The organism is Pseudomonas mandelii, from assembly GCF_002251635.1.
GTDB classification, from domain to species: Bacteria; Pseudomonadota; Gammaproteobacteria; order Pseudomonadales; family Pseudomonadaceae; genus Aquipseudomonas; species Aquipseudomonas mandelii_B.
The window spans coordinates 73268-92211 of the sequence record NZ_NMOJ01000242.1; the positions used below are offsets into that span (position 1 = coordinate 73268).

Sequence of the window (18944 nt, forward strand, 5' to 3'; positions counted from 1 at the left end):
TAAATGAGAACGCCGCCCGATGAGGCGGCGTTTTCGTTATCTCTGGCTCAGGCGATCAGCGATTGGAGTTTCTTCAAGATCTGCGCGGAGGGATCGCCGTATTTGGCTTGGCTGGATTGCCGGGTATCCGGCTCGGTCACCACCCCCGCCAGAATTTCAGCCAGGTTGTGAAAGTGTCCGCTTTTCTTGTCCACTGGGTCTGCGCCAGTGTTGTGACCCAGGTTCAAGGCGGCTTCCAGAGACAGGCGTTGTGACAGCCATTCGGGCGTGGCCTTTTCTTCCGGGCTCATGTTATTCATAAAATCCAGTGCCGCCCGGGCGCGACCAAAAGGGTCGTTGGCAAACGGATCTTTCCAGTTTTGCTGTTGGTCCGCCGGGCCACTGTAATAGCCGGTGGCAAGCCGCCCCTGCTGACGCATCAAGGCTTGTGCCGAGGCCTGTTCCTGCGCCGTGAAAATCCCGCCTTCATTGGTGGCCACTGCATTCAGTGAACGACGATCCAGATCACCCATCAGGCCATTACGGTCCTCATCGCTGCCGGTGTACGGTTTGCCGCTGGCGTTCATCTGGGCGTATTTCTCATCCATGCGCTTGCGAGCATCGGTGGCCACTTGCTCAAACGTCTTGTCCTTCGAACTCGAGACCGCGCCCGGCTTGGAGGCGCCTAACACCAGGGCATCGGCATTCATGCCTTCGCGCACGGGGAAATACGGCGCATTGCCTGCGATCGATTTGCTGTAGTCGGTAGATGTGCTGGAGAGACTCACCGAATCGGCCTCTTTCGCTTTGACCGGTGGCGCCTCGTCCTGGGCCATGCGCTGCTTAGCTTCAGTGGCGGATTGGGTGTCGACGGCAGTCGTGTAGGCAGACATCGCACTTTTCGATGCGGTGGAACCGATTAACATTGGTCTTCCTTGGCGAGTGAGTCGCGGCGTCAGGCAGGAATGGAAGATGCGTTGTCCGTGAATACATCATCTTTCGGACAGCGTCGCCATCATCCAAAGGTTTAGTCGGCCCTCAATGCCGCTGGAGCAGGGCGGCTTCGATGCAGCTCAGCAGTCTGTCGGCGTCACAGGGTTTGGACAGGCAGGCGATCAGCTCTGGATTGTGGGCACTCAGGGCGGGCGCCGCACCAGGGTAGGCGGTAATGAGAATCGTGGGGATGTGAAAGCCCATCGAGACCAGCCGCTCACACATCTCGACACCGCTCATTCCCGGCATTTGAATATCGGACACTAGGCAATGGGTTTCAGCCGACACGTTTGCGTCGAGAAACGCCAAGGCGCTGCTGTAGGTTCGGGTCTGATAACCGCCGGACCTTAACAGGCTTTGCAGGGCACTCCGTACGGAGTCGTCATCGTCGACAATCGCAATAATTGCTGTCGTACGGATGGCAGTGGTTTGCGTCATTGGGTTTTCTCGTGACAGCACTTGTCGTCACTACAAGATACGCAGTCCAGATGGGGGGGAAAGTATACCTATGTATGACTGACTAACCTTTAGGTGTTGATGCCGCAGCCGCCGTTCAGTGCCATCTTGCGCAGTACTCAGACCCTTGGCAGCCCCGGAAGCCACGTCCGTGCGATGGTGCCGGCAACTGGAATTCATTGGACGATCAGTCGACAGATTAAAGCAGCAGGCCATACTGCGGCATGTCCAACTCCAATGGATTCCAGAATGCAAATACTGTGGGACGATGGTGAGCGCACGTTCAGTCGGGAGCGACGCTGCCAGGGCGGCAGTGATCGCACGGTTCTCCTGGCGCGAGCGGCAGCGGAGCAACCGCATCCAGCCTGCCTGGGCCGCATCGTGCATGAGTTCGGCCTGAAGGACGAACTGGACGAGAGTTGGGCGCTCAGGCCCCTCGAACTGGTGCGCGAAGCTGGCCAGATGCACTTGGTGCTTGAGGATGTCGGCGGTGAACCGCTGGTGCAGCTGCTTGCCGCGCCCATGCAAACGTCGCCGTTCTTGCAGCACGCCATCAGCATTGCGGTGGCGTTGGGCAAGCTCCATCAGCGCGGGCTTGTTCACAAAGACATCAAGCCCAGCCATATCCTGGTGAACTGTACCGACGGGCAAGCGCGCCTGACCGGATTCGGGTTGACCTCGCGGTTACCGCGCGAGCGGCAGGCGCCCGAAACCATGGCGGGGACACTCGCTTACATGGCACCGGAGCAGACCGGCCGGATGAATCGCTCGATCGATTCGCGCAGCGACCTGTATTCCTTTGGCATCACGCTTTACCAGATGTTGACCGGCTCGCTGCCATTCACGGCGACCGATCCGATGGAATGGGTGCATTGCCATATCGCCAAAAAACCGGTGGCACCTGGTTTGCGCGTTGAAACCATACCGCCAGTGATCTCCGATATCGTCATGAAGCTGCTCGCCAAGACCGCCGAGGAGCGCTATCAGACCGCGTCCAGCGTGGAACATGATTTGCGCCAGTGCCTGGCGGATTGGGAGCGCCTGGGCACCATCAACGCCTTCGCGTTGAGCGAGCATGGCACCTCGGAACGCCTGCTGATCCCCGAAAAACTGTACGGTCGCGAGCAAGAGGTCGACACACTGATTGCCGCATTCGGTCGGATCGTTGCCAACGGCGCGCCGGAACTGGTGTTGGTCACCGGGTATTCGGGCATCGGCAAGTCTTCGGTGGTCAACGAACTGCACAAAGTGTTAGTGCCGCCACGCGGAATATTCGTGTCCGGCAAGTTCGATCAGTATCGCCGTGATGTTCCCTATGCAACGTTGGTGCAGGCTTTTCAAAGCCTGGTGCGTACGCTATTGGGCAAGAGTGACGCCGAACTGGCGGACTGGCGTGAGAAGTTGCATAAGGCACTGGAGGCCAATGCACGGCTCATGACTGATCTCATCCCGGAGCTGAAACTGGTCATCGGCGAACCGCCACCGGTCCCCACGCTCGATCCGCAACAGGCGCAACGGCGTTTCCTGGTAGTGTTCCGCAACTTCATCGGCGTTTTCGCCCGGGCCGAACATCCGCTGGCATTGTTTCTTGATGATCTGCAATGGCTCGACGTCGCCACGCTCGACCTGTTGGAGGATCTGCTCACCAGCGCCGACATGCGACATCTGTTGCTGGTTGGGGCTTATCGCAGCAATGAGGTGGATGTCACGCATCCACTGACGACCAAGCTCAAGTCCATCCGCAAGGCTGGGGGCCGGGTCCATGAGATCATGCTGGCACCGCTCGCCAGGACCCACATTGAGCAGTTGATTGCCGAGACCCTTCACGAAGAGATCGTGCGAGTCGAACCTTTGGCGCAGCTGATCGAGGACAAGACCGCCGGCAATCCTTTTTTCGTGATTCAGTTTCTGCAGGCACTCGCCGAAGCGCAGTTGCTGACCTTCGATCATGGCGCACGCCGCTGGTGCTGGGACCCCAATCGCATCCACGCCATGGGCTACACAGACAACGTTGTAGACCTGATGGTCGCTAAACTCGCCCGACTGCCTGCCGAGACACAGCGGGCGCTGCAGCATCTGGCGTGCCTGGGCAACGTCGCTGCAATCGCTACGCTTTCCCTGGCACTGGGCCTGTCGAAGTCACAGTTGCGTGCGGTGATGTGGGAGGCGATCCGACTGGAACTGGTCGAGCGCCTGGACGGGGCGTTCGGTTTCGTCCACGACCGCATCCATGAGGCGGCGTATTCGCTGATCCCCGTCGAACTGCGCCCCCACACGCACCTGCGAATAGGGCGGTTACTGGCCGCACAAACGCCGGTGTCAGTGTTGGATGAGGCGATCTTTGACATCGTGGGTCAACTCAATCAAGGCGCGGCACTGCTCACCGACACCAGTGAAAAGGAACAACTGGCCGAGTTCAACCTGATCGCCGGCCAGCGCGCGAAGGCATCTAGCGCTTATGCGTCAGCGCTCAACTACCTCACCACCGGCGTCCAGTTGCTGGACGACGAGTGTTGGGTGCGCCGCCACACGTTGCGCTTTGAAATGGAGTTGAACCGGGCCGAGTGCGAGTTCCTGACCGGGCAACTGGCCGTCGCGGACACTCGCCTGACGACATTGTCGGCACACGCGACGACGACGGTCGAACGAGCCAATGTCGCTTGCTTGCAGATGGACGTCTACTTGCTTCTGGACCGCAGCGACGGCGCCGTGGCGGTCTGCCTCGCTTACCTGCGGCATGTGGGCATCGAGTGGTCAGCCCATCCGAGCGACGATGAAGTGCGCGAAGAATATGACCACATCTGGTCGTTGCTGGGCAGCCGACAGATCGAGGAACTCATCGACCTGCCGTTGATGGACGATGCGGCGTCACTGATGACCGTCAACACACTGGGCAAGCTCTTCGCACCCGCCTTGCAGACAGACGCGAACCTGGCTTGCCTGCTGATTTGCAAAGCGGTCAGTCTCAGCCTCGAACGGGGTAACTGCGACGCCTCATGTGTGCTTTATGCCAACGTCTTCAGAGTGGCCGGAAGGCGCTTCGGTGACTACCAGGCAGGGTTCCGGTTTGGGCAGCTCGGCTGTGATCTTGTGGAGCAACGCGGCCTTAAGCGATTCGAGGCCAGCACCTATTTATGCTTCTCGAGTTTTGCCGTCCGCTGGATGAAACCCGTAGAGCAATGTCGCGACCTGTTGCATCGGGCCTTTGTCGCGGCGAACCGCATAGGCGACCTTCCATACGGCGCTTATGCAGGCAATTGCCTCACCTCCGATTCACTGTTCGCCGGGGATTCGCTTCCCGAGCTCCAGGCCGAAGCCGAACGGGGGCTGGCGTACGCGAGGAAAGTCCGTTTTGGTCTGGTCATTGATTTCATGGTGACGCAGCTTGCCCTGATCCGAATGCTCCGAGGCCTGACGCCTGCCTTCGGTTGCTTCGACGACGGACAGTTCGAGGAACGCGAGACCGAAGCCCATCTGTCCAGCAGTCCGGACCTGGCATTGGCCGCTTGTTGGTACTGGGTTCGTAAACTGCAAGCGCACTACATGGCCGACGAAATCGAGGCGGCAATGTCCGCTTCCGCCAAGGCGCGGCAGTTGCTCTGGACGTCCTACTCGTTTTTCGAGGAAGCCGAGTATCACTTCTACGACGCGCTGGCCCGGGCCGCCTCGTGTGATGGCGTTTCGGGTGAGCAACGTGCGCAGAACCTGCTCGCCATGCAGGCCGACCATGCGCAGCTGCAGACGTGGGAGCAGCAATGTCCTGAGAATTTCGCGAGCCGGGCCGCACTGGTCGGTGCCGAAATCGCCCGTCTGCAAGGGCGCCTCATTGAGGCCGAGCTGCTGTACGAGCAGGCGATCAAAACGGCGCAGGAAAGCGGTTTCATCCACATCGAAGCGTTGGCCAACGAACTTGCCTCACGCTTCTACGCGGCCCGCGGTCTTGGCAAGATTGCCCGTGTCTATTTGCAGGATGCCCGGTATGGCTACTTGCGCTGGGGCAGCGATGGCAAGGTGCGTCAGCTTGAAGCCAAGTATCCGTCGCTCAGGACTGAAGAACACGCGCCTGGCGCGATAACGACCATGGCCACCCCGGTCGAGCACCTTGACCTCGCCACCGTTCTCAAGGTGTCGCAGGCCGTGTCGAGTGAAATCGTGCTGGAGAAACTGATTGATACGGTGATGCGCACGGCGATTGAATTGGCGGGTGCCGAGCGCGGCCTGTTGATTCTGTGCAAGGGCGCCGAGTACCGCATCGCCGCGCAGGTGACCGCCGGTGACAGCGCTGCGCAACTGCGCGATGCGCCGGTCAGCATGGAACTGATGCCCGAATCCGTGTTGAACCATGTCATGCGCACCCGGGAGAGTGTGTTTCTGGACGATGCCGTGACGCAGTCGCCCTTCGCCGCAGACGCTTATATTCGTCAGCATCGCACCCGTTCTGTTCTGTGCTTGCCGTTGATGAACCAGGCCAATCTGGTCGGCGCGCTCTACCTCGAAAACAATCTGAGCGTGCGGGTGTTCAGTCCGGACCGCGTCGCGATTCTCAAACTGGTGGCGTCGCAGGCGGCCATTTCACTGGAAAACGCCCGTTTGTACCGCGAGGTCGGGGAGCGCGAAGCGAAGATCCGGCGCCTCGTTGATGCCAACATTATCGGGATCGTCGTGTGGAACGCCGACGGCGACATTCTGGAAACCAATGACGCTTTTCTCAGCATGCTGGGTTACGCCCGGGAGGATCTGGACAAGGGCCTTTTGAGTTGGCGTGACCTGACGGTCCCGGAGTTTCGCGACAACAGCGAACGCTCGATGGTGATGGCGGTGCAAACCGGACATGCCCAGCCTTTCGAAAAGGAATACTTCAAAAAGGACGGCAGTCGCCTGCCGGTTATCGTGGGCCTGGCCATGATCGAACCTGGCAGCACGGAAGGGGTCGCTTTTGTGCTGGATCTCACCGAGCGCAAGGAGGCGGAAGAAAAAATCCGTGACAGCGAACGTCGATATCGCGAGGTTCAGACGGAGTTGGCCCATGCAAACCGCGTGGCGACCATGGGCCAGTTGGTGGCGTCCATCGCTCATGAAGTCAATCAACCCATTGCCGCCGCCATCCTTAACGCCAATGCGGCGAAACGCTGGCTCAACGCCCAGCCCCCTGAACTCGTCGAGGTTCGTCAGGTACTCGACAGCCTCATCAAGGATGCCAATCGCGCGGCTGATGTGCTGGGACGAATCCGCGGTCATATTCGCAAGGCGCCGCAGCCCAAGGGGCCAGTCGATATTCATTCGGCAGTCGGCGAAATGATCGAGTTCACCCGGGGCCAGATGATGAAAAACGGGGTGTTGTTGGACACTCGACTCATGGACGGGTTGCCATCCATTGAGGGGGATCGGGTCGAGCTGCAACAGGTTCTGCTCAACTTGATCATGAATGCGTTGGAAGCCATGAGTAGCAACCCTGAAGGCGAACGTCGACTGTTGATCAGCGCAGGTGAGGGCGACTCAGGCTACTTGCTGATCAGCGTCAGCGATTCGGGCCCCGGGTTTGAGGCAGAAACCGCTGAGCGGATCTTCACCTCGTTTTACACCACCAAACCTGCGGGTCTGGGGATGGGCTTGTCGATCTGTCGCTCGATCATCGAGGCCCATGGTGGCCGGTTGTGGGCAAGCGCTCATCAACCTTGCGGGGCCACGGTCCAATTCACGCTGCCTGTTGCGACGGATTGAACCTGACACCGCTCGCATTCGCCGTGTTACGCCCGGAATGTTTACGCTTCTGGGCGTAACCGTAGCGGCGAAATGAGTCCTCGCCCCCGCGACAGCTGTCAGTCCATGGAAAAGTGGGCATTGATATCCATCCCGCCGTTGTATGCATTGCCAACATCGGCAACACGGCGCTCGATCAGGCGATCCGATCCGCCTTCGGCAACCCTGCGACGCTCGATCAGGCGATCCGATCCGCCTTCGGCGACACTGCGGCGCTCGATCAGGCGATCCGATCCGCCTTCGGCAACACTGCGACGCTCGATCAGACGATCCGATCCGCCTTCGGCAACACTGCGGCGCTCGATCAGGCGATCCGATCCGCCTTCGGCAACCCTGCGACGCTCGATCAGGCGATCCGATCCACCTTCGGCAACACTGCGGCGCTCGATCAGGCGATCCGATCCGCCTTCGGCAACACTGCGGCGCTCGATCAGACGATCCGATCCGCCTTCGGCAACACTGCGGCGCTCGATCAGGCGATCCGATCCGCCTTCGGCGACACGAGTTGGCGCCGATCTGGCGCGATGTTGTTGCACCGGTGGGTCACGATCATCCGGTGCATTATTTTCCCGGCCGACGGCAATATTTTGTTCGGCGTACCCTTCGGAGGCGATAGCTTGGGTAGCAATCAGACCCGTCGCGGCAAGAAAGGCGATGGCCAGACCCAATTCGGAAGTTTTCATTATATTCACCCTGATTAGTCAGTAGGCTCAATTCATAAATAACCTTAAGTTTGCGAGGCGCTATTTATGTAGTTGAACGGGTAACGTGTGAAAAGCTGGTTTCGTTAGAGCCATTCAAATAGTAAAGGAATGAACAGAGACGTCACTTATGCCTACGGTCTCTGCGCAGGCATCTTCGTATAAGTTGCTCATCCCTTGGTATGGCCTGTGGCGGGATGAGCGTACTTGAGTCGTTCAAACGATTAAAACAGTAGCACCGGTAGTGCGGCGTTCTTCAAGGTCTCTGTGGGCGTCTACTAGTTGATCGAATGGATAAACCCGCCCAGGCTCAACATTGATTATTCCCGTCGTAATTGCGTTAAACAGGTCTTGCGCCGCGACCGCCAACTGTTCGGCTGTTGCCACGTACACGGGCAATACCGGCCAGGTCAGGTTCAGCGATCGCGGTGCGAGGTCGAACGGGTTGATCAAGGGAGGGTTGCCGGAAGCCTTGCCAAATACCACAAGCGTTCCCCTCGGCTGCAGCACCGACAACGAGTCGACAAAAGTGTCCTTGCCCACGGAGTCGAATACGGCTTTCACGCCGACATTATTGGTGAGCTCCATGACGCGATGGGCGAAGTTTTCCGTGCGGTAGTTGATGACATGCGAACAGCCTGCCGCTAAAGCAATGGCCATCTTTTCATCCGAAGACACCGTACCGATCACCCGTATACCGAGCGCCTTTGCCCACTGGGTGAACAACTGCCCGACGCCGCCTGCCGCGGCATGATAAAGCACTGTATCGCCCGCCTTGAGGTTGACGGTTTCCTTGAGCAGGTAACGTGCGGTCAGGCCCTTCAAGAAGCTGGACGCTGCTTGTTTGTCGCTGATGTCATCCGGAACGATTGCCACGCGATCGGCGGGATAAAGGCACAGCGTTGAATAGGCGCCATGCACATCGTCCGAATAAACGACCCGGTCTCCAACCTTGATACCCACGACATCGACGCCGACGGCCTCGACGATACCCACCGCTTCATTACCGAGAATGGCTGGGAATGCAGGCACTGGAAATGTCCCGCGTCGGTAATAAACCTCGACGAAATTCAAACCGATGACCGTGTTGCGGATCAATACCTGAGTGGGGCCGGGCTCCGCTACTTCGATGTTTTCAAATACCAGTACTTCAGGCGGACCGTAAGCATGGATGCGAGCTGCTCTTGCACGATGAGTCATGTTGGATTCCTTGATGATTGCGAGTGTGTGTCTGCTCGAGTGAGCAGCCAACTCAGGGAGTCAGGTATTTGTAAGTAGCCAATAGGGGCAAACGAATTATAGGGCTTGGCGCTGAGGCGACAATCATCCTGACAGTGCACAGACTGTGTAATGAAATTGGACAATCGTCGGTTGAATGGATTTACGGGTGTGTCAGTACTTGTGAGTCGCTAGAGTAAGTGTGTTTTTTTCTGAGGATTAATACCTTCATATAGTGTGACTATACTTAGTTAGTCATTAGTTTTTTCGTTTCTCTGGCATTCTGCTTGGAATATCACAGGGCGAATAGGCTTTTACAATCCTTGCGATAACTATCTTATTTTCGAGGGTTGTTGGATGGTCGATAAGTGGGCAGTCAGCCCTTACGAAAGGGCGGTACAAAACGCGCCGCATAAATGGGCTATCTGGGTGCCTGTGCTGGTGACCGCCGTATACCCTTATTTCCTGAATGCCTTCCACGCGCAGGTCATGTCGGTTGAACCGGGCTCGACGATGCCGCTGGGTTCCATGCTTCTGGCCATTGCCTTGATGGTGGCCGTTTTCGCGGTGCCGGCCATGGGGTTTGCCTTGGCGTGCCAACGCATTACGCGTCAACAGAACGCGGCAGCACAGCTCAGAGCAAGACGCTTGGCACTCTTCATCATGTGCGCGCCGACGCTGTACTGCTTTGTCGGTGTCAATCTGATCATGTTGGGCAGCCCAGTGCCGGATGAGTGGTTCTGGGCAGCGTCCTGGATAGGGCTGGGAGTTTATCTCAGTAGAGACGGTGGCAAGAACGAGCAGCCAATCAAGCCCATTCGTTCCATGCCGGCACTGCGAGTGGCCCACGGCATTGCCGGGGTGATCGTGTTGTTGTTCGTGGTCTTTCACTTGTTCAATCATTTGTTCGGCCTGGCCGGACCGGACGTTCACGCGAAGGTCATGGAGCTGGGACGAACCGTTTATCGTTCATCCTTTGTCGAACCGATCCTGGTCGTTGCTCTGCTGTTTCAGGTGGTCAGCGGCCTGCGCCTTGCCTGGAACTGGAGCTCGGTCGGTGGCGACAACTATCGTATTTTCCAAGTGGGCTCCGGGGTGTTCCTGTCCATCTTCATCCTGGGCCACCTCAACGCCGTGTTTGTATTTGCAAGAACCTACGCCGGAATTGAAACGGGCTGGGACTTTGCGTCCGGTGATCCGGTGGGAATGATTCATGACCCTTGGGGCATTCGTTTGCTGCCGCATTATGCAATTGGCGTGTTCTTTATCATTGCTCACCTGTTTTCAGGGCTCAGGGTGGTGATGCTGGCGCACGGCGTTTCCCTGTCTAAAGCCAATATCTGTTGGTGGAGTGGCGCCGTTATCGGCGTGCTGACCAGCCTGTCGATCATGTTAGGCATCACGGGGCTGCGACTGTCCTGACGCGCTGTTCTGACTATCAGGTGAACCCGCTTTGACAATCGATACGGATGGATTCGAGCTGCTGACAGTCTTCGTTTGCGTGGCTGATTCGCGCGGTTTTACCGCGGCAGCGGTCATGATGGGCGTGAGCAAATCAGCGATCAGTCACGCCATCCGCCAGTTGGAAAAACGTGCCGGCGTTCGACTGTTCAACCGAACGACGCGCAGCGTGGGCCTGACCGAGGCCGGTGAAGTGTTCTATCGAAAGGTTGCGCCGCTGGTGCTTGAGCTGAAAAGCGCCTTTTCAGATTTGGCTGAGGTCGCGGCGAACCCTTCAGGTACGCTGCGGTTGACCATGTCACGCAGCGCCTATGTGATGTTTCTGGAACCGTTGGTGCCCAGGTTCCTGGCGGCCTATCCAGACATCAATCTGGATATCGCCATCGAAAGTCGTGTGGTCGATATCGTCAATGACGGTTTCGATGCCGGCATAAGAGTGAACAAAATGCTGGAACAGGACATGGTGACCGTTCCTTTGGGCGCCGATATCCAGATGGCTGTGGTGGCATCGCCCGCCTATGTCAACGCTCACGGCATACCGAAGGTTCCGGCAGAACTTCTGGACCATGATTGCGTCCGCTACAACAGCGCCGTGACCGGTGCCTGCGAGCGGTGGACGTTTTCATGCGAGGGGCAGGATGTCGAGATCGAGACAAGAGGGCGCATTTCCAGCAACGACGGGATGACCTTGCTCGGCGCTGCGCTTGATGGCTGTGGTTTTGTCTATGTGTATGACCGCTATGTTCAGGACTACCTTGCCAATGGCCGCCTGGTCAGAGTGCTGGAGGACTGGAGCCCCAGGCGCAGTTTGTCACTTTACTATTTCAGCCGCAGCGCCATGCCGCCAAAGCTGCGCGTGTTCATTGATTTTTTAAAGCAGCATGAAGGGGGGGCAGAGAAACCATTCAGGCATTGAGGGCCATGAGCGATGCAGGTTTCAACGCCACCCGTCAGAACGAGCGTGTTCAAGAAAAAGAGGCGCTTTATCGATTAGCTCCCATCACTTCAAGGTTGAATTAATTGTCAAACATTCCAATCATTTCGATCGTTGATGACGACGACACTGTTCGTACTTCACTGGACAGCCTGGTGAGGTCGATGGGGTATGCCTGTCGTACTTTTTCATGTGCCGAAGAGTTTCTGGCTTGCAAGGCGCTGGATTTAACGGCGTGCCTTATTTCGGATATCCGGATGCCCGGCATGAACGGCATTCAATTGGTTGAAGCACTGCAAGCGCGTGCGATGCGTTTCCCGGTCATCTTCATCACTGCCAGCGTGGGAGAGAGCACGGAAATCAGGGCGCGGGAATTGGGTGCGCGGGGTTATTTCAGGAAGCCCTTCAATGGTGAGCAACTGATGGCTCATGTGCACGACGTCCTCAATATAAAAAAGGCTGACTAACGTCGATCCGACGCGCCGTACGCAAAAAAGCCCGCCACAAAAAGTGACGGGTTTTGGGGCAATCACCGTCAGTGCCGGGATGAGCTCGCGCCGGCAGGGTTGTGACGCTCCATTAATCCGGTCGAATCAACCGGCGGCCCAGGGCTCACCGCTTACTGCTTCGGCTCAGTTTCTTCATTGCCCGAGCCACTCGAGCTAGCAGCATCTTTTTCCATCTCCGCCGACTCCGCACCAGAATTAGACCCCGCAGCTTCCTCACCCTTTTTGTCAGCCTTTTCCTTGTTGGACTCACCTCCTTGGTTAAGGCCCGGAAGAGCACTCGGTGGAATTGTAGCGTCCTCCGTGACCTTCTCGGCCGCGAGCGAGTAGAGCGAGCAGGCCGACAGGAGTCCCGCGAGTGTAAGAGCGGCAATTTTGCTGTTCATGGTTTGCGCCTACCGTGCGAGTGGATGTATGCATTTGAAGTNAGGACGAGCGGTATATGGGAGTGATACTTGAATTGACAAAAAACCGTCAAGCCGCGGCTTCGAGCGAATCGAGATCCAAAAGGGTGAAGTGACCCACATCCGGCTTCCAGCCAGCCGTGTCGATATGAATCACATTGCCAAGCCTGACGGGCTGACGAATGGGTGTATGCCCAACGACCAGCGCGCGCAATCCCTCAACGCCCTGCATCTCCCGCTGTTCGAGTCGGCTTCGTGACCACATGCAGCGGTTCTGCACCTGCATCAGGTGCTGGCTGCTGACGGGCGATTCCAGTTCCCCAAGCAGTTGCCCCCATGATGGAAATGGACAATCGGCATGCACGATGCCGATCAGGCCTTGTGCTGTTTCGACTTCGATTGCGATAGGCAACCCGGCGAACTTCGCGGCGAACTCTTTCTGTTCGGACAGCGACAGTTCCGTAAACCATAGGCCGCCGTTGAAGATCCAGCTATCGACATCGCAGGTATTGAAGTGAACCACGTAGTCATCATGATTGCCGCACACTGGGTAGAACCACGGCTTGTCCAGCCAATCGAGCGCGTCACGGCATTCGGGCCCGCGGTCAATCAGGTCGCCAACGCTGAACAAGCGATCGACCAAGGGGTTGAACCTGGCTGCATTCAGCGCAACCTGCAACCGAGTGAAGTGGCCATGTATGTCGCCGACAGCGAAATCTCGGCCAACCGTGTTTGCGGCGAAGCGCTTCACCCGCGTCACCTCTGAGATTTCGAACATGACAGTGCCTCATCCGCCAATCGCCGGCGAGCTCGTGGTCAGTTGAGTTTAGGTTGCGTCGGCGAAAATCGTCGGCAAGGGCTTCATATGGTCACTAAAGGAAAACCCGGCCATTGCGCCGGGTTTTTTCGTCAGGGCCTACGTTAGTAACCAGCCGCCTGGGCAATGTGGTTGTCCTGCGCCACGGCGATGAAGTGCAGTGGGACGTGCGGTTTTTCATCACTGGTGCGGATTTCGACGCTACCGACTACTTGAAGGTGTCGCTCACTCAGCCCGGTCGACTCTTCTGCCTTTGCCATAGCCATTTTTCTCGCGTGGTTCGCTGCGATTTCATTGAGAGTTGACACGTTACATCTCCGGGGGGACTGACCAAGCGTTAATTAGATGGCCTCCGCGTCAGAATTACGTCGTTCTGGGGCTGCCAAGACCGGCTTGTGCAATCCCTAAGCCAGACAGGGCCGCCGATTACGCGCCGGGTTTTGATATACGACGAATGGTTGTCGCGGACAAAAAAACNCAGTGCGCGACCTTGAATTGAAAGTGGGCAGCGAGGTGATTGCCTTCGTCAAATCCACCGAGGTGTCCATCGCCAAGCTCTGAAGAGTTGGTTCGACATTCAACATCTGCGGCCTCGGCCGCTTTTTTTTGTCGGCGGCCCGGTGCTGCCCTTGTGGGAGCGTGGCTTGCCCGCGATTCAGGCGGCGCGGTGTGTCAGTCAGACCGCGTCATCGTTCATCGCGGGCAAGCCACGCTCCCACAGGTACGGCGTAATTCTTGAGAGAGCGGTTGGGCTCTTCGGGCGTAAGATAGCGGTGCTTCTTTCATCAAAAGGAGCCCAGGCAGAACCTGTTGATCAAGCGGGCCGAAGCGCTCGCTGACAAGCTGATGGAAACCAGGAAATAACCGAGGAATTCGAGGGGCCCAAGCGCCACTTGTTCGAAAACATGCAAGCACCTACCTACCAACTACTGGAAGTCGCCAACGGCAAACCGATCAAGCTCTGGACCGAAGGCGTCCCGGTAGAAAACGAAGCCCGGCAGCAATTGATCAACACCGCGAAGATGCCGTTTATCTTCAAACACCTGGCGGTGATGCCTGACGTGCATTTGGGCAAAGGCTCGACCATCGGAAGTGTGATTCCGACCGTAGGCGCGATTATTCCTGCCGCCGTGGGCGTGGATATTGGCTGCGGCATGATCGCCGCGCGCACGTCGCTGACCGCCGCTGATTTGCCGGACAATCTGCATGGATTGCGCTGCGCAATCGAAAAAGCGGTGCCCCATGGCCGCACAGTGGGTCGTGGCATCCGCGACAAAGGCGCCTGGGACAGCGTCCCCAAGCAGGCCGATCAGGCCTGGGCGGTGCTGAACCCACGGTTCAAGGCGATTACCGATAAATACCCGAAACTCGCCAACACCAACAATCGCGGACATTTGGGCACGCTGGGCAGCGGTAACCACTTCATCGAGGTGTGCCTGGATGAAACCAACCGGGTCTGGTTCATGCTGCACAGCGGTTCACGCGGGGTTGGCAACGCCATCGGTAACCTGTTCATTCAACTGGCTCAGGCCGACATGCGCCAGCACCTCGCCGATCTGCCGGACCGCGACCTGGCCTACTTCGAGGAAGGCAGCCGGCATTTTGATGATTACGTCGAAGCCGTCGGCTGGGCTCAGGATTTCGCCAGACAGAACCGCGCGTTGATGATGCACTCGGTGATTCAGGCGACACGAAAAGTGATCAGCAAACCGTTCGAAGTCGCGCTGGAGACAACCTACACATATCACAACTACGTGCAGAAAGAGCGGCACTTTGGTCAGGATATTCTGGTCACCCGCAAGGGCGCGGTGTCGGCGCAGAAGGGCGAGTTGGGGATCATTCCGGGATCGATGGGGGCGAAAAGCTTCATCGTTCGCGGGCTCGGCAACGAGCAATCGTTCTGCTCCTGCAGTCACGGCGCCGGTCGCGTCATGAGCCGTACCCAAGCGAAAAGCCTGTTCACCGTCGAAGACCAGATCCGCGCCACCGCCCATGTCGAGTGCCGCAAGGATGCGGCGGTCATTGATGAGATCCCGATGGCCTATAAAGACATCGACCACGTCATGCACGCCCAGCGCGAACTGGTGGAGGTGGTGCACACCTTGCGGCAGGTGGTTTGCGTGAAGGGTTAGGCATTACGCGAAAGCCCAACCCTTCCAAGGCGGCCTTTTTTGCACCTGAAAGGTCACTGATCCTTTTCGCAGTTCACCATCCACGACACACCGAACCGATCCACCAGCATCCCGAAGCGTGCCGCCCAGAAAGTCTTTTCCAGTGGCATTTGCACGTTGCCGTCTTCTGATAACGCACCGAACACACGTTCCGCTTCGGCAATGCTGTCGACGTTCAGCGAGACCGAACACCCGCTCATGTCATCCGTGGGGCGATCCGGTGTGGTGTCCGAACCCATGATCGCCTGATCACCCAAGGCTAGACGGGTATGGATGATCAAGTTGTGGTAGTCCGAGGGGAAGTGCTCGCGCGCTGGGCTTTCGCCGAAGGTCATCATCATTTCGATCTGACCTTGCAGGGCTTGCTCATAGAAGGTGAAAGCGGCTTTGCAGTCGCCGTTGAAGATGAGGTAGGGATTGATTTTCATGTTTTGCTCCCGGTAACCAGTGGGACTGGAGGCCCACATTGGTCTATGAATGGACTCCAAGTAGCAAAGCGTTAGACGTGGGGTTGTGCCGGGTTTGTTTAGACGTTTTTTTTATGGGAGGGGCGGGGCTTATTGCTTGAAAGGTCAGGCCACCGCACGCGTGGCAGGTGACGGGCGCAGCACGCGCTCGACGGCGCCGGTCACCAGGTTTTCCAGCAGCTCATCGCGCTGCGCTTCATCCAGTGGATGCTGGGCCAGCCAGCCGGGTGCGCTGTTGAGCAAGTTGGCGATGGCGTGTCCGGCGGCCTTCAAACCCGGTTCGCCGAGACGGGCCGGGACGCCGAGCATCTTCAGCAACGTGCGCTCGTATTGCTCGCGCAGCTGTCGAACACGCGCTTGTTGCTCGGCGTTCAGGCAGCCGCTGTCGCGCTCCGCCAGACGAAAATGCCATGGCATTTCCCGGTGCAGATTCAAATGCGCGCGGATCAGGTTGGGCAGTTTGTCGCGTTTCGCCGAGGCTTTTTGATCGATGCGCCCCAGGGTCGACAGCAGTTCTTCGTAGAACTCTTCGATCAGGTCGAGCAGCAAGTGCTGCTTGCTCGGGTAATGGTGATACAACGAGCCCGGGGACAGCCCCAGGCACGTTGCCAGCTCACGCATGCCGACCTGCCCGAACCCCTTGCTGGCGAACAACTCCAGCACGATGTCCCGGTACTCGGCGAAGCGCGAGCAACGCTCAGGCATAGGCATGGAAGCCACGTCCTGTCTTGCGTCCCAGGTAACCGGCGGCGACCATCTCCTTGAGCAGCGGAGCGGGGCGGTATTTGCTGTCGTTGAAGCCATCGTAGAAGGCTTCGAGAATCGCCAGCACGGTGTCCAGACCAATCAGGTCGGCCAACGCCAGCGGGCCGATGGGCTGGTTGCAGCCCAGGCGCATGCCGGCGTCGATGTCATCGGCGCTGGCCAGGCCTTCCTGGAACACCAGAATCGCTTCGTTGATCATCGGCACCAGAATCCGGTTGACCACGAAGCCCGGACGGTTGCCGGCGGTGATCGCGGTTTTGCCGAGGGTGGTGGCCATGTCCAGCGCCAGGGCGTGGGTCGCGTCGCTGGTTTGCAGGCCGCGGATCACTTCGATCAGGCCCATCACCGGCACCGGGTTGAAGAAGTGCAGGCCGATGAAACGCTCAGGTTGGCTAACGCTGGCGGCGAGTTGGGTAATCGACAGCGACGAGGTATTGGAGGCAATCACGCATTCGGCGCTGACCTGCGCGGCAATCTGTTTAAGCACGCGCAGTTTCAGGTCGAGGTTTTCGGTGGCGGCTTCGATCACCAGCTGCACATTGTGCAGGCTGCTGTAATCGGTGCTGGTGCGGATCCTGGCGAGGGCGTCGAGCTTTTGCGACTCGGTCAGGGTTTCCTTGGCAATCTGCCGGTCGAGGTTTTTGCCAACCGTGGCCAGGGCTTTTTGCAGAGCGCTCTCGGAGATGTCGATCAAGGTCACGTTGAAGCCGGCCAGGGCGCAGACTTGCGCAATGCCGTTGCCCATGGTGCCTGCGCCGATCACGCCGATGTTTTGCAGATTCATGTTCCGTCCTTCCGATCAAACCCTGCGATACCTTGGCCGACGTAACGGCCGAAGGCGTACTATTGGCCGCGAGTCTAGAACCGGCAGGGCGGTTGTCCTATGCCGCAACTGTTCAACGGTGCTGGTGTTTTTTGCCAGTCGGGCGATGGGGAGATAAACGTTCAAATGCGGGAAAAGGACTCGGTGGCGGCCTACTTCGTGCAGGCGATGACCCATGGGCAGGGGGACAATCCGCAGCGTTCGCGAGCTGCGCTGGAAGAGGCGGGCATCGACCCGGTATTGATCGAGCAGCCGACCGCACGCGTGCCGGCCAGCGCGTTTGCTGCGCTATGGCTGATTCAGATCCGCGAATTGAACGACGAATTCTTCCGCCTCGACTCCCACGGCATGCCGCCCGGCAGCTTCGCGCTGATCTGCCGCGCCTTGATCCAGGAACCCGACCTGCACAAAGCCATGCGCCAGTGCCTGGCCAACTTCGCGCTGTTCCTGCGCGACTTTCGCGGCACCCTGACCGTGCGCGGCAAACGCGCGGTCATCAGCCTGGACACCCACGCGAAGAACGAAGACGCCAGCCGTTTCGGTGAAGAGACGTTCCTGGTGTTGATGATCAGCCTGCTGTGCTGGCTGGGCGGGCGGCGCATCCCCATCGACCGTGCCGATTTTCGCCACGAGCGCGTTTCCCTCAGCGACGACCGATTGCTCTGGGGCCCCAATCTGACCTTCGGCGCCGAACGCACCGAAATCGAATTCGCCAGCCACTACCTGCGCCTGCCGGTGGTCCAGGACCTGGCCTCACTGAAAGTGTTCCTGCGCACCGCACCGCAATGGCTGGTGATCCGCTTCCGCAACCAGCATGGCCTGGCGTCGCAAGTCCACCAGCGCCTGCGCAATAGCCATTACAGCCAATGGCCGACGTTGCAGGCGTTTGCCCTGGAACAACACCTGAGCCCCAGCACCTTCCGCCGCAAGCTGGAGCGGGAAGGGTGTTCGTATCAGGAGATCAAGGATGAAGTGCGGCGCGGGGTGGCGTTTGAGCAGTTGCGTGAGAGTCGGGCGAGTATCAGTGATATTGCCGAGCAGCTGGGGTTTCAGGAACCGAGTGCGTTCCATCGGGCGTTCAAGAAGTGGACGGGGGAGAGTCCGGGGCGGTATCGGGCGCGGTTTCAGGGGGGAGTGGTAGAGGCTTTCGAACGTTGAAATGTTGNGNCTGCCAGGTTCAACCTAGGCGTTTAACGATGCGCGTTTAAAGACACTCAGTGTTACGTCCCGAAGGCTACAAATCCTTGCGCCGTTACCTACGGTTAAGACAGAATCCGCCGGCTTGTGAGCCTTGCCCCTGGCCTCTATTGTTTCCCTGCCACTGCCTATCAGTGGTCGGGTTTAGTAGCCCAGTATCTAGCAAGGTGCATAAGCACCTATCAATCAGGTATTCATTTACCTGCACTTTATGGTGGCTGTGCGCAGGGCACCTTCGGGTGCGCCGGTGCCTAGCGGCCGGTCGACTAACCTGCGTACAGCCGCCACCTCT

Annotated in this window: 16 protein-coding genes and 1 pseudogene; 7 read left to right on the forward strand and 10 right to left on the reverse strand. The window is 58.3% G+C overall.

Annotated elements, in window-relative coordinates; genetic code table 11:
- Nucleotides 1-47 precede the first annotated feature (47 nt).
- Entirely contained in the window at nucleotides 48-872 is an 825-nt protein-coding gene (locus tag B7L09_RS28955) for a hypothetical protein (RefSeq protein WP_238547510.1), read from the reverse strand.
- Nucleotides 873-1017: 145 nt separating this feature from the next.
- The gene (locus B7L09_RS28960; protein ID WP_010455803.1) at nucleotides 1018-1410 is read right to left on the reverse strand and encodes a response regulator transcription factor; all 393 of its coding nucleotides are present in this window, start codon (nucleotides 1408-1410) and stop codon (nucleotides 1018-1020) included.
- 267 nt (nucleotides 1411-1677) lie between these two features.
- Between B7L09_RS28960 and B7L09_RS28965 the strand changes: the two genes are divergently transcribed.
- Nucleotides 1678-7149 carry a trifunctional serine/threonine-protein kinase/ATP-binding protein/sensor histidine kinase gene (locus tag B7L09_RS28965; RefSeq protein WP_010455802.1) on the forward strand — a complete coding sequence of 1824 codons (5472 nt, stop codon included), beginning with the start codon at nucleotides 1678-1680 and terminating at the stop codon, nucleotides 7147-7149.
- 98 nt (nucleotides 7150-7247) lie between these two features.
- On the opposite strand, the gene B7L09_RS28970 is transcribed toward B7L09_RS28965, so the two are convergent.
- Nucleotides 7248-7724 (reverse strand): hypothetical protein, encoded by a 477-nt coding sequence (locus tag B7L09_RS28970; protein ID WP_049870777.1) that lies wholly within the window; start codon nucleotides 7722-7724, stop codon nucleotides 7248-7250.
- A 381-nt stretch (nucleotides 7725-8105) separates the two neighbouring features.
- Nucleotides 8106-9089 (reverse strand): quinone oxidoreductase family protein, encoded by a 984-nt coding sequence (locus tag B7L09_RS28975; RefSeq protein ID WP_010455799.1) that lies wholly within the window; start codon nucleotides 9087-9089, stop codon nucleotides 8106-8108.
- Between the two features lie 375 nt (nucleotides 9090-9464).
- Between B7L09_RS28975 and B7L09_RS28980 the strand changes: the two genes are divergently transcribed.
- The 3 genes from B7L09_RS28980 to B7L09_RS28990 all read left to right on the forward strand — a co-directional run bounded on the left by B7L09_RS28980 (nucleotide 9465) and on the right by B7L09_RS28990 (nucleotide 11969).
- Nucleotides 9465-10529, forward strand: a complete 1065-nt coding sequence (locus B7L09_RS28980; RefSeq protein WP_010455798.1) for a hypothetical protein — start codon at nucleotides 9465-9467, stop codon at nucleotides 10527-10529.
- Nucleotides 10530-10560: 31 nt separating this feature from the next.
- A complete protein-coding gene (locus B7L09_RS28985) occupies nucleotides 10561-11484 on the forward strand; it encodes a LysR family transcriptional regulator (RefSeq protein ID WP_010455797.1) in 924 nt (307 codons plus the stop codon).
- A gap of 104 nt (nucleotides 11485-11588) precedes the next feature.
- Entirely contained in the window at nucleotides 11589-11969 is a 381-nt protein-coding gene (locus tag B7L09_RS28990; RefSeq protein ID WP_010455795.1) for a response regulator transcription factor, read from the forward strand.
- A gap of 152 nt (nucleotides 11970-12121) precedes the next feature.
- Here the strand turns inward: B7L09_RS28990 and B7L09_RS28995 are convergent, their stop codons facing one another.
- From B7L09_RS28995 to B7L09_RS29005, 3 genes are all read right to left on the reverse strand, one after another.
- Nucleotides 12122-12394, reverse strand: a complete 273-nt coding sequence (locus tag B7L09_RS28995) for a hypothetical protein (RefSeq protein WP_094471667.1) — start codon at nucleotides 12392-12394, stop codon at nucleotides 12122-12124.
- A gap of 88 nt (nucleotides 12395-12482) precedes the next feature.
- Nucleotides 12483-13190: a metallophosphoesterase gene (locus B7L09_RS29000; protein ID WP_094471668.1), complete on the reverse strand. Its 708-nt coding sequence runs from the start codon at nucleotides 13188-13190 to the stop codon at nucleotides 12483-12485.
- A gap of 143 nt (nucleotides 13191-13333) precedes the next feature.
- A complete protein-coding gene (locus B7L09_RS29005; RefSeq protein WP_094471669.1) occupies nucleotides 13334-13537 on the reverse strand; it encodes a hypothetical protein in 204 nt (67 codons plus the stop codon).
- A gap of 172 nt (nucleotides 13538-13709) precedes the next feature.
- On the opposite strand from B7L09_RS29005, the pseudogene B7L09_RS31830 reads away from it, so the two are divergent.
- Nucleotides 13710-13790: pseudogene (locus B7L09_RS31830) on the forward strand (TOBE domain-containing protein); the annotation flags it as partial.
- A 344-nt stretch (nucleotides 13791-14134) separates the two neighbouring features.
- The gene (locus tag B7L09_RS29010) at nucleotides 14135-15361 is read left to right on the forward strand and encodes an RtcB family protein (protein ID WP_094471675.1); all 1227 of its coding nucleotides are present in this window, start codon (nucleotides 14135-14137) and stop codon (nucleotides 15359-15361) included.
- A gap of 53 nt (nucleotides 15362-15414) precedes the next feature.
- On the opposite strand, the gene B7L09_RS29015 is transcribed toward B7L09_RS29010, so the two are convergent.
- The 3 genes from B7L09_RS29015 to B7L09_RS29025 form a co-directional block, all read right to left on the reverse strand.
- A complete protein-coding gene (locus tag B7L09_RS29015; protein ID WP_094471670.1) occupies nucleotides 15415-15828 on the reverse strand; it encodes a VOC family protein in 414 nt (137 codons plus the stop codon).
- A gap of 144 nt (nucleotides 15829-15972) precedes the next feature.
- The gene (locus B7L09_RS29020) at nucleotides 15973-16578 is read right to left on the reverse strand and encodes a TetR/AcrR family transcriptional regulator (RefSeq protein ID WP_094471671.1); all 606 of its coding nucleotides are present in this window, start codon (nucleotides 16576-16578) and stop codon (nucleotides 15973-15975) included.
- Nucleotides 16565-17416, reverse strand: a complete 852-nt coding sequence (locus B7L09_RS29025; RefSeq protein WP_094471672.1) for a 3-hydroxybutyryl-CoA dehydrogenase — start codon at nucleotides 17414-17416, stop codon at nucleotides 16565-16567. Before B7L09_RS29025 ends, B7L09_RS29020 begins: the two co-directional genes overlap by 14 nt.
- 165 nt (nucleotides 17417-17581) lie before the next feature.
- Here B7L09_RS29025 and B7L09_RS29030 point away from each other — a divergent pair, with 165 nt between their 5' ends.
- The gene (locus B7L09_RS29030; protein WP_094471676.1) at nucleotides 17582-18613 is read left to right on the forward strand and encodes an AraC family transcriptional regulator; all 1032 of its coding nucleotides are present in this window, start codon (nucleotides 17582-17584) and stop codon (nucleotides 18611-18613) included.
- The last annotated feature ends 331 nt before the right edge of the window (nucleotides 18614-18944 follow it).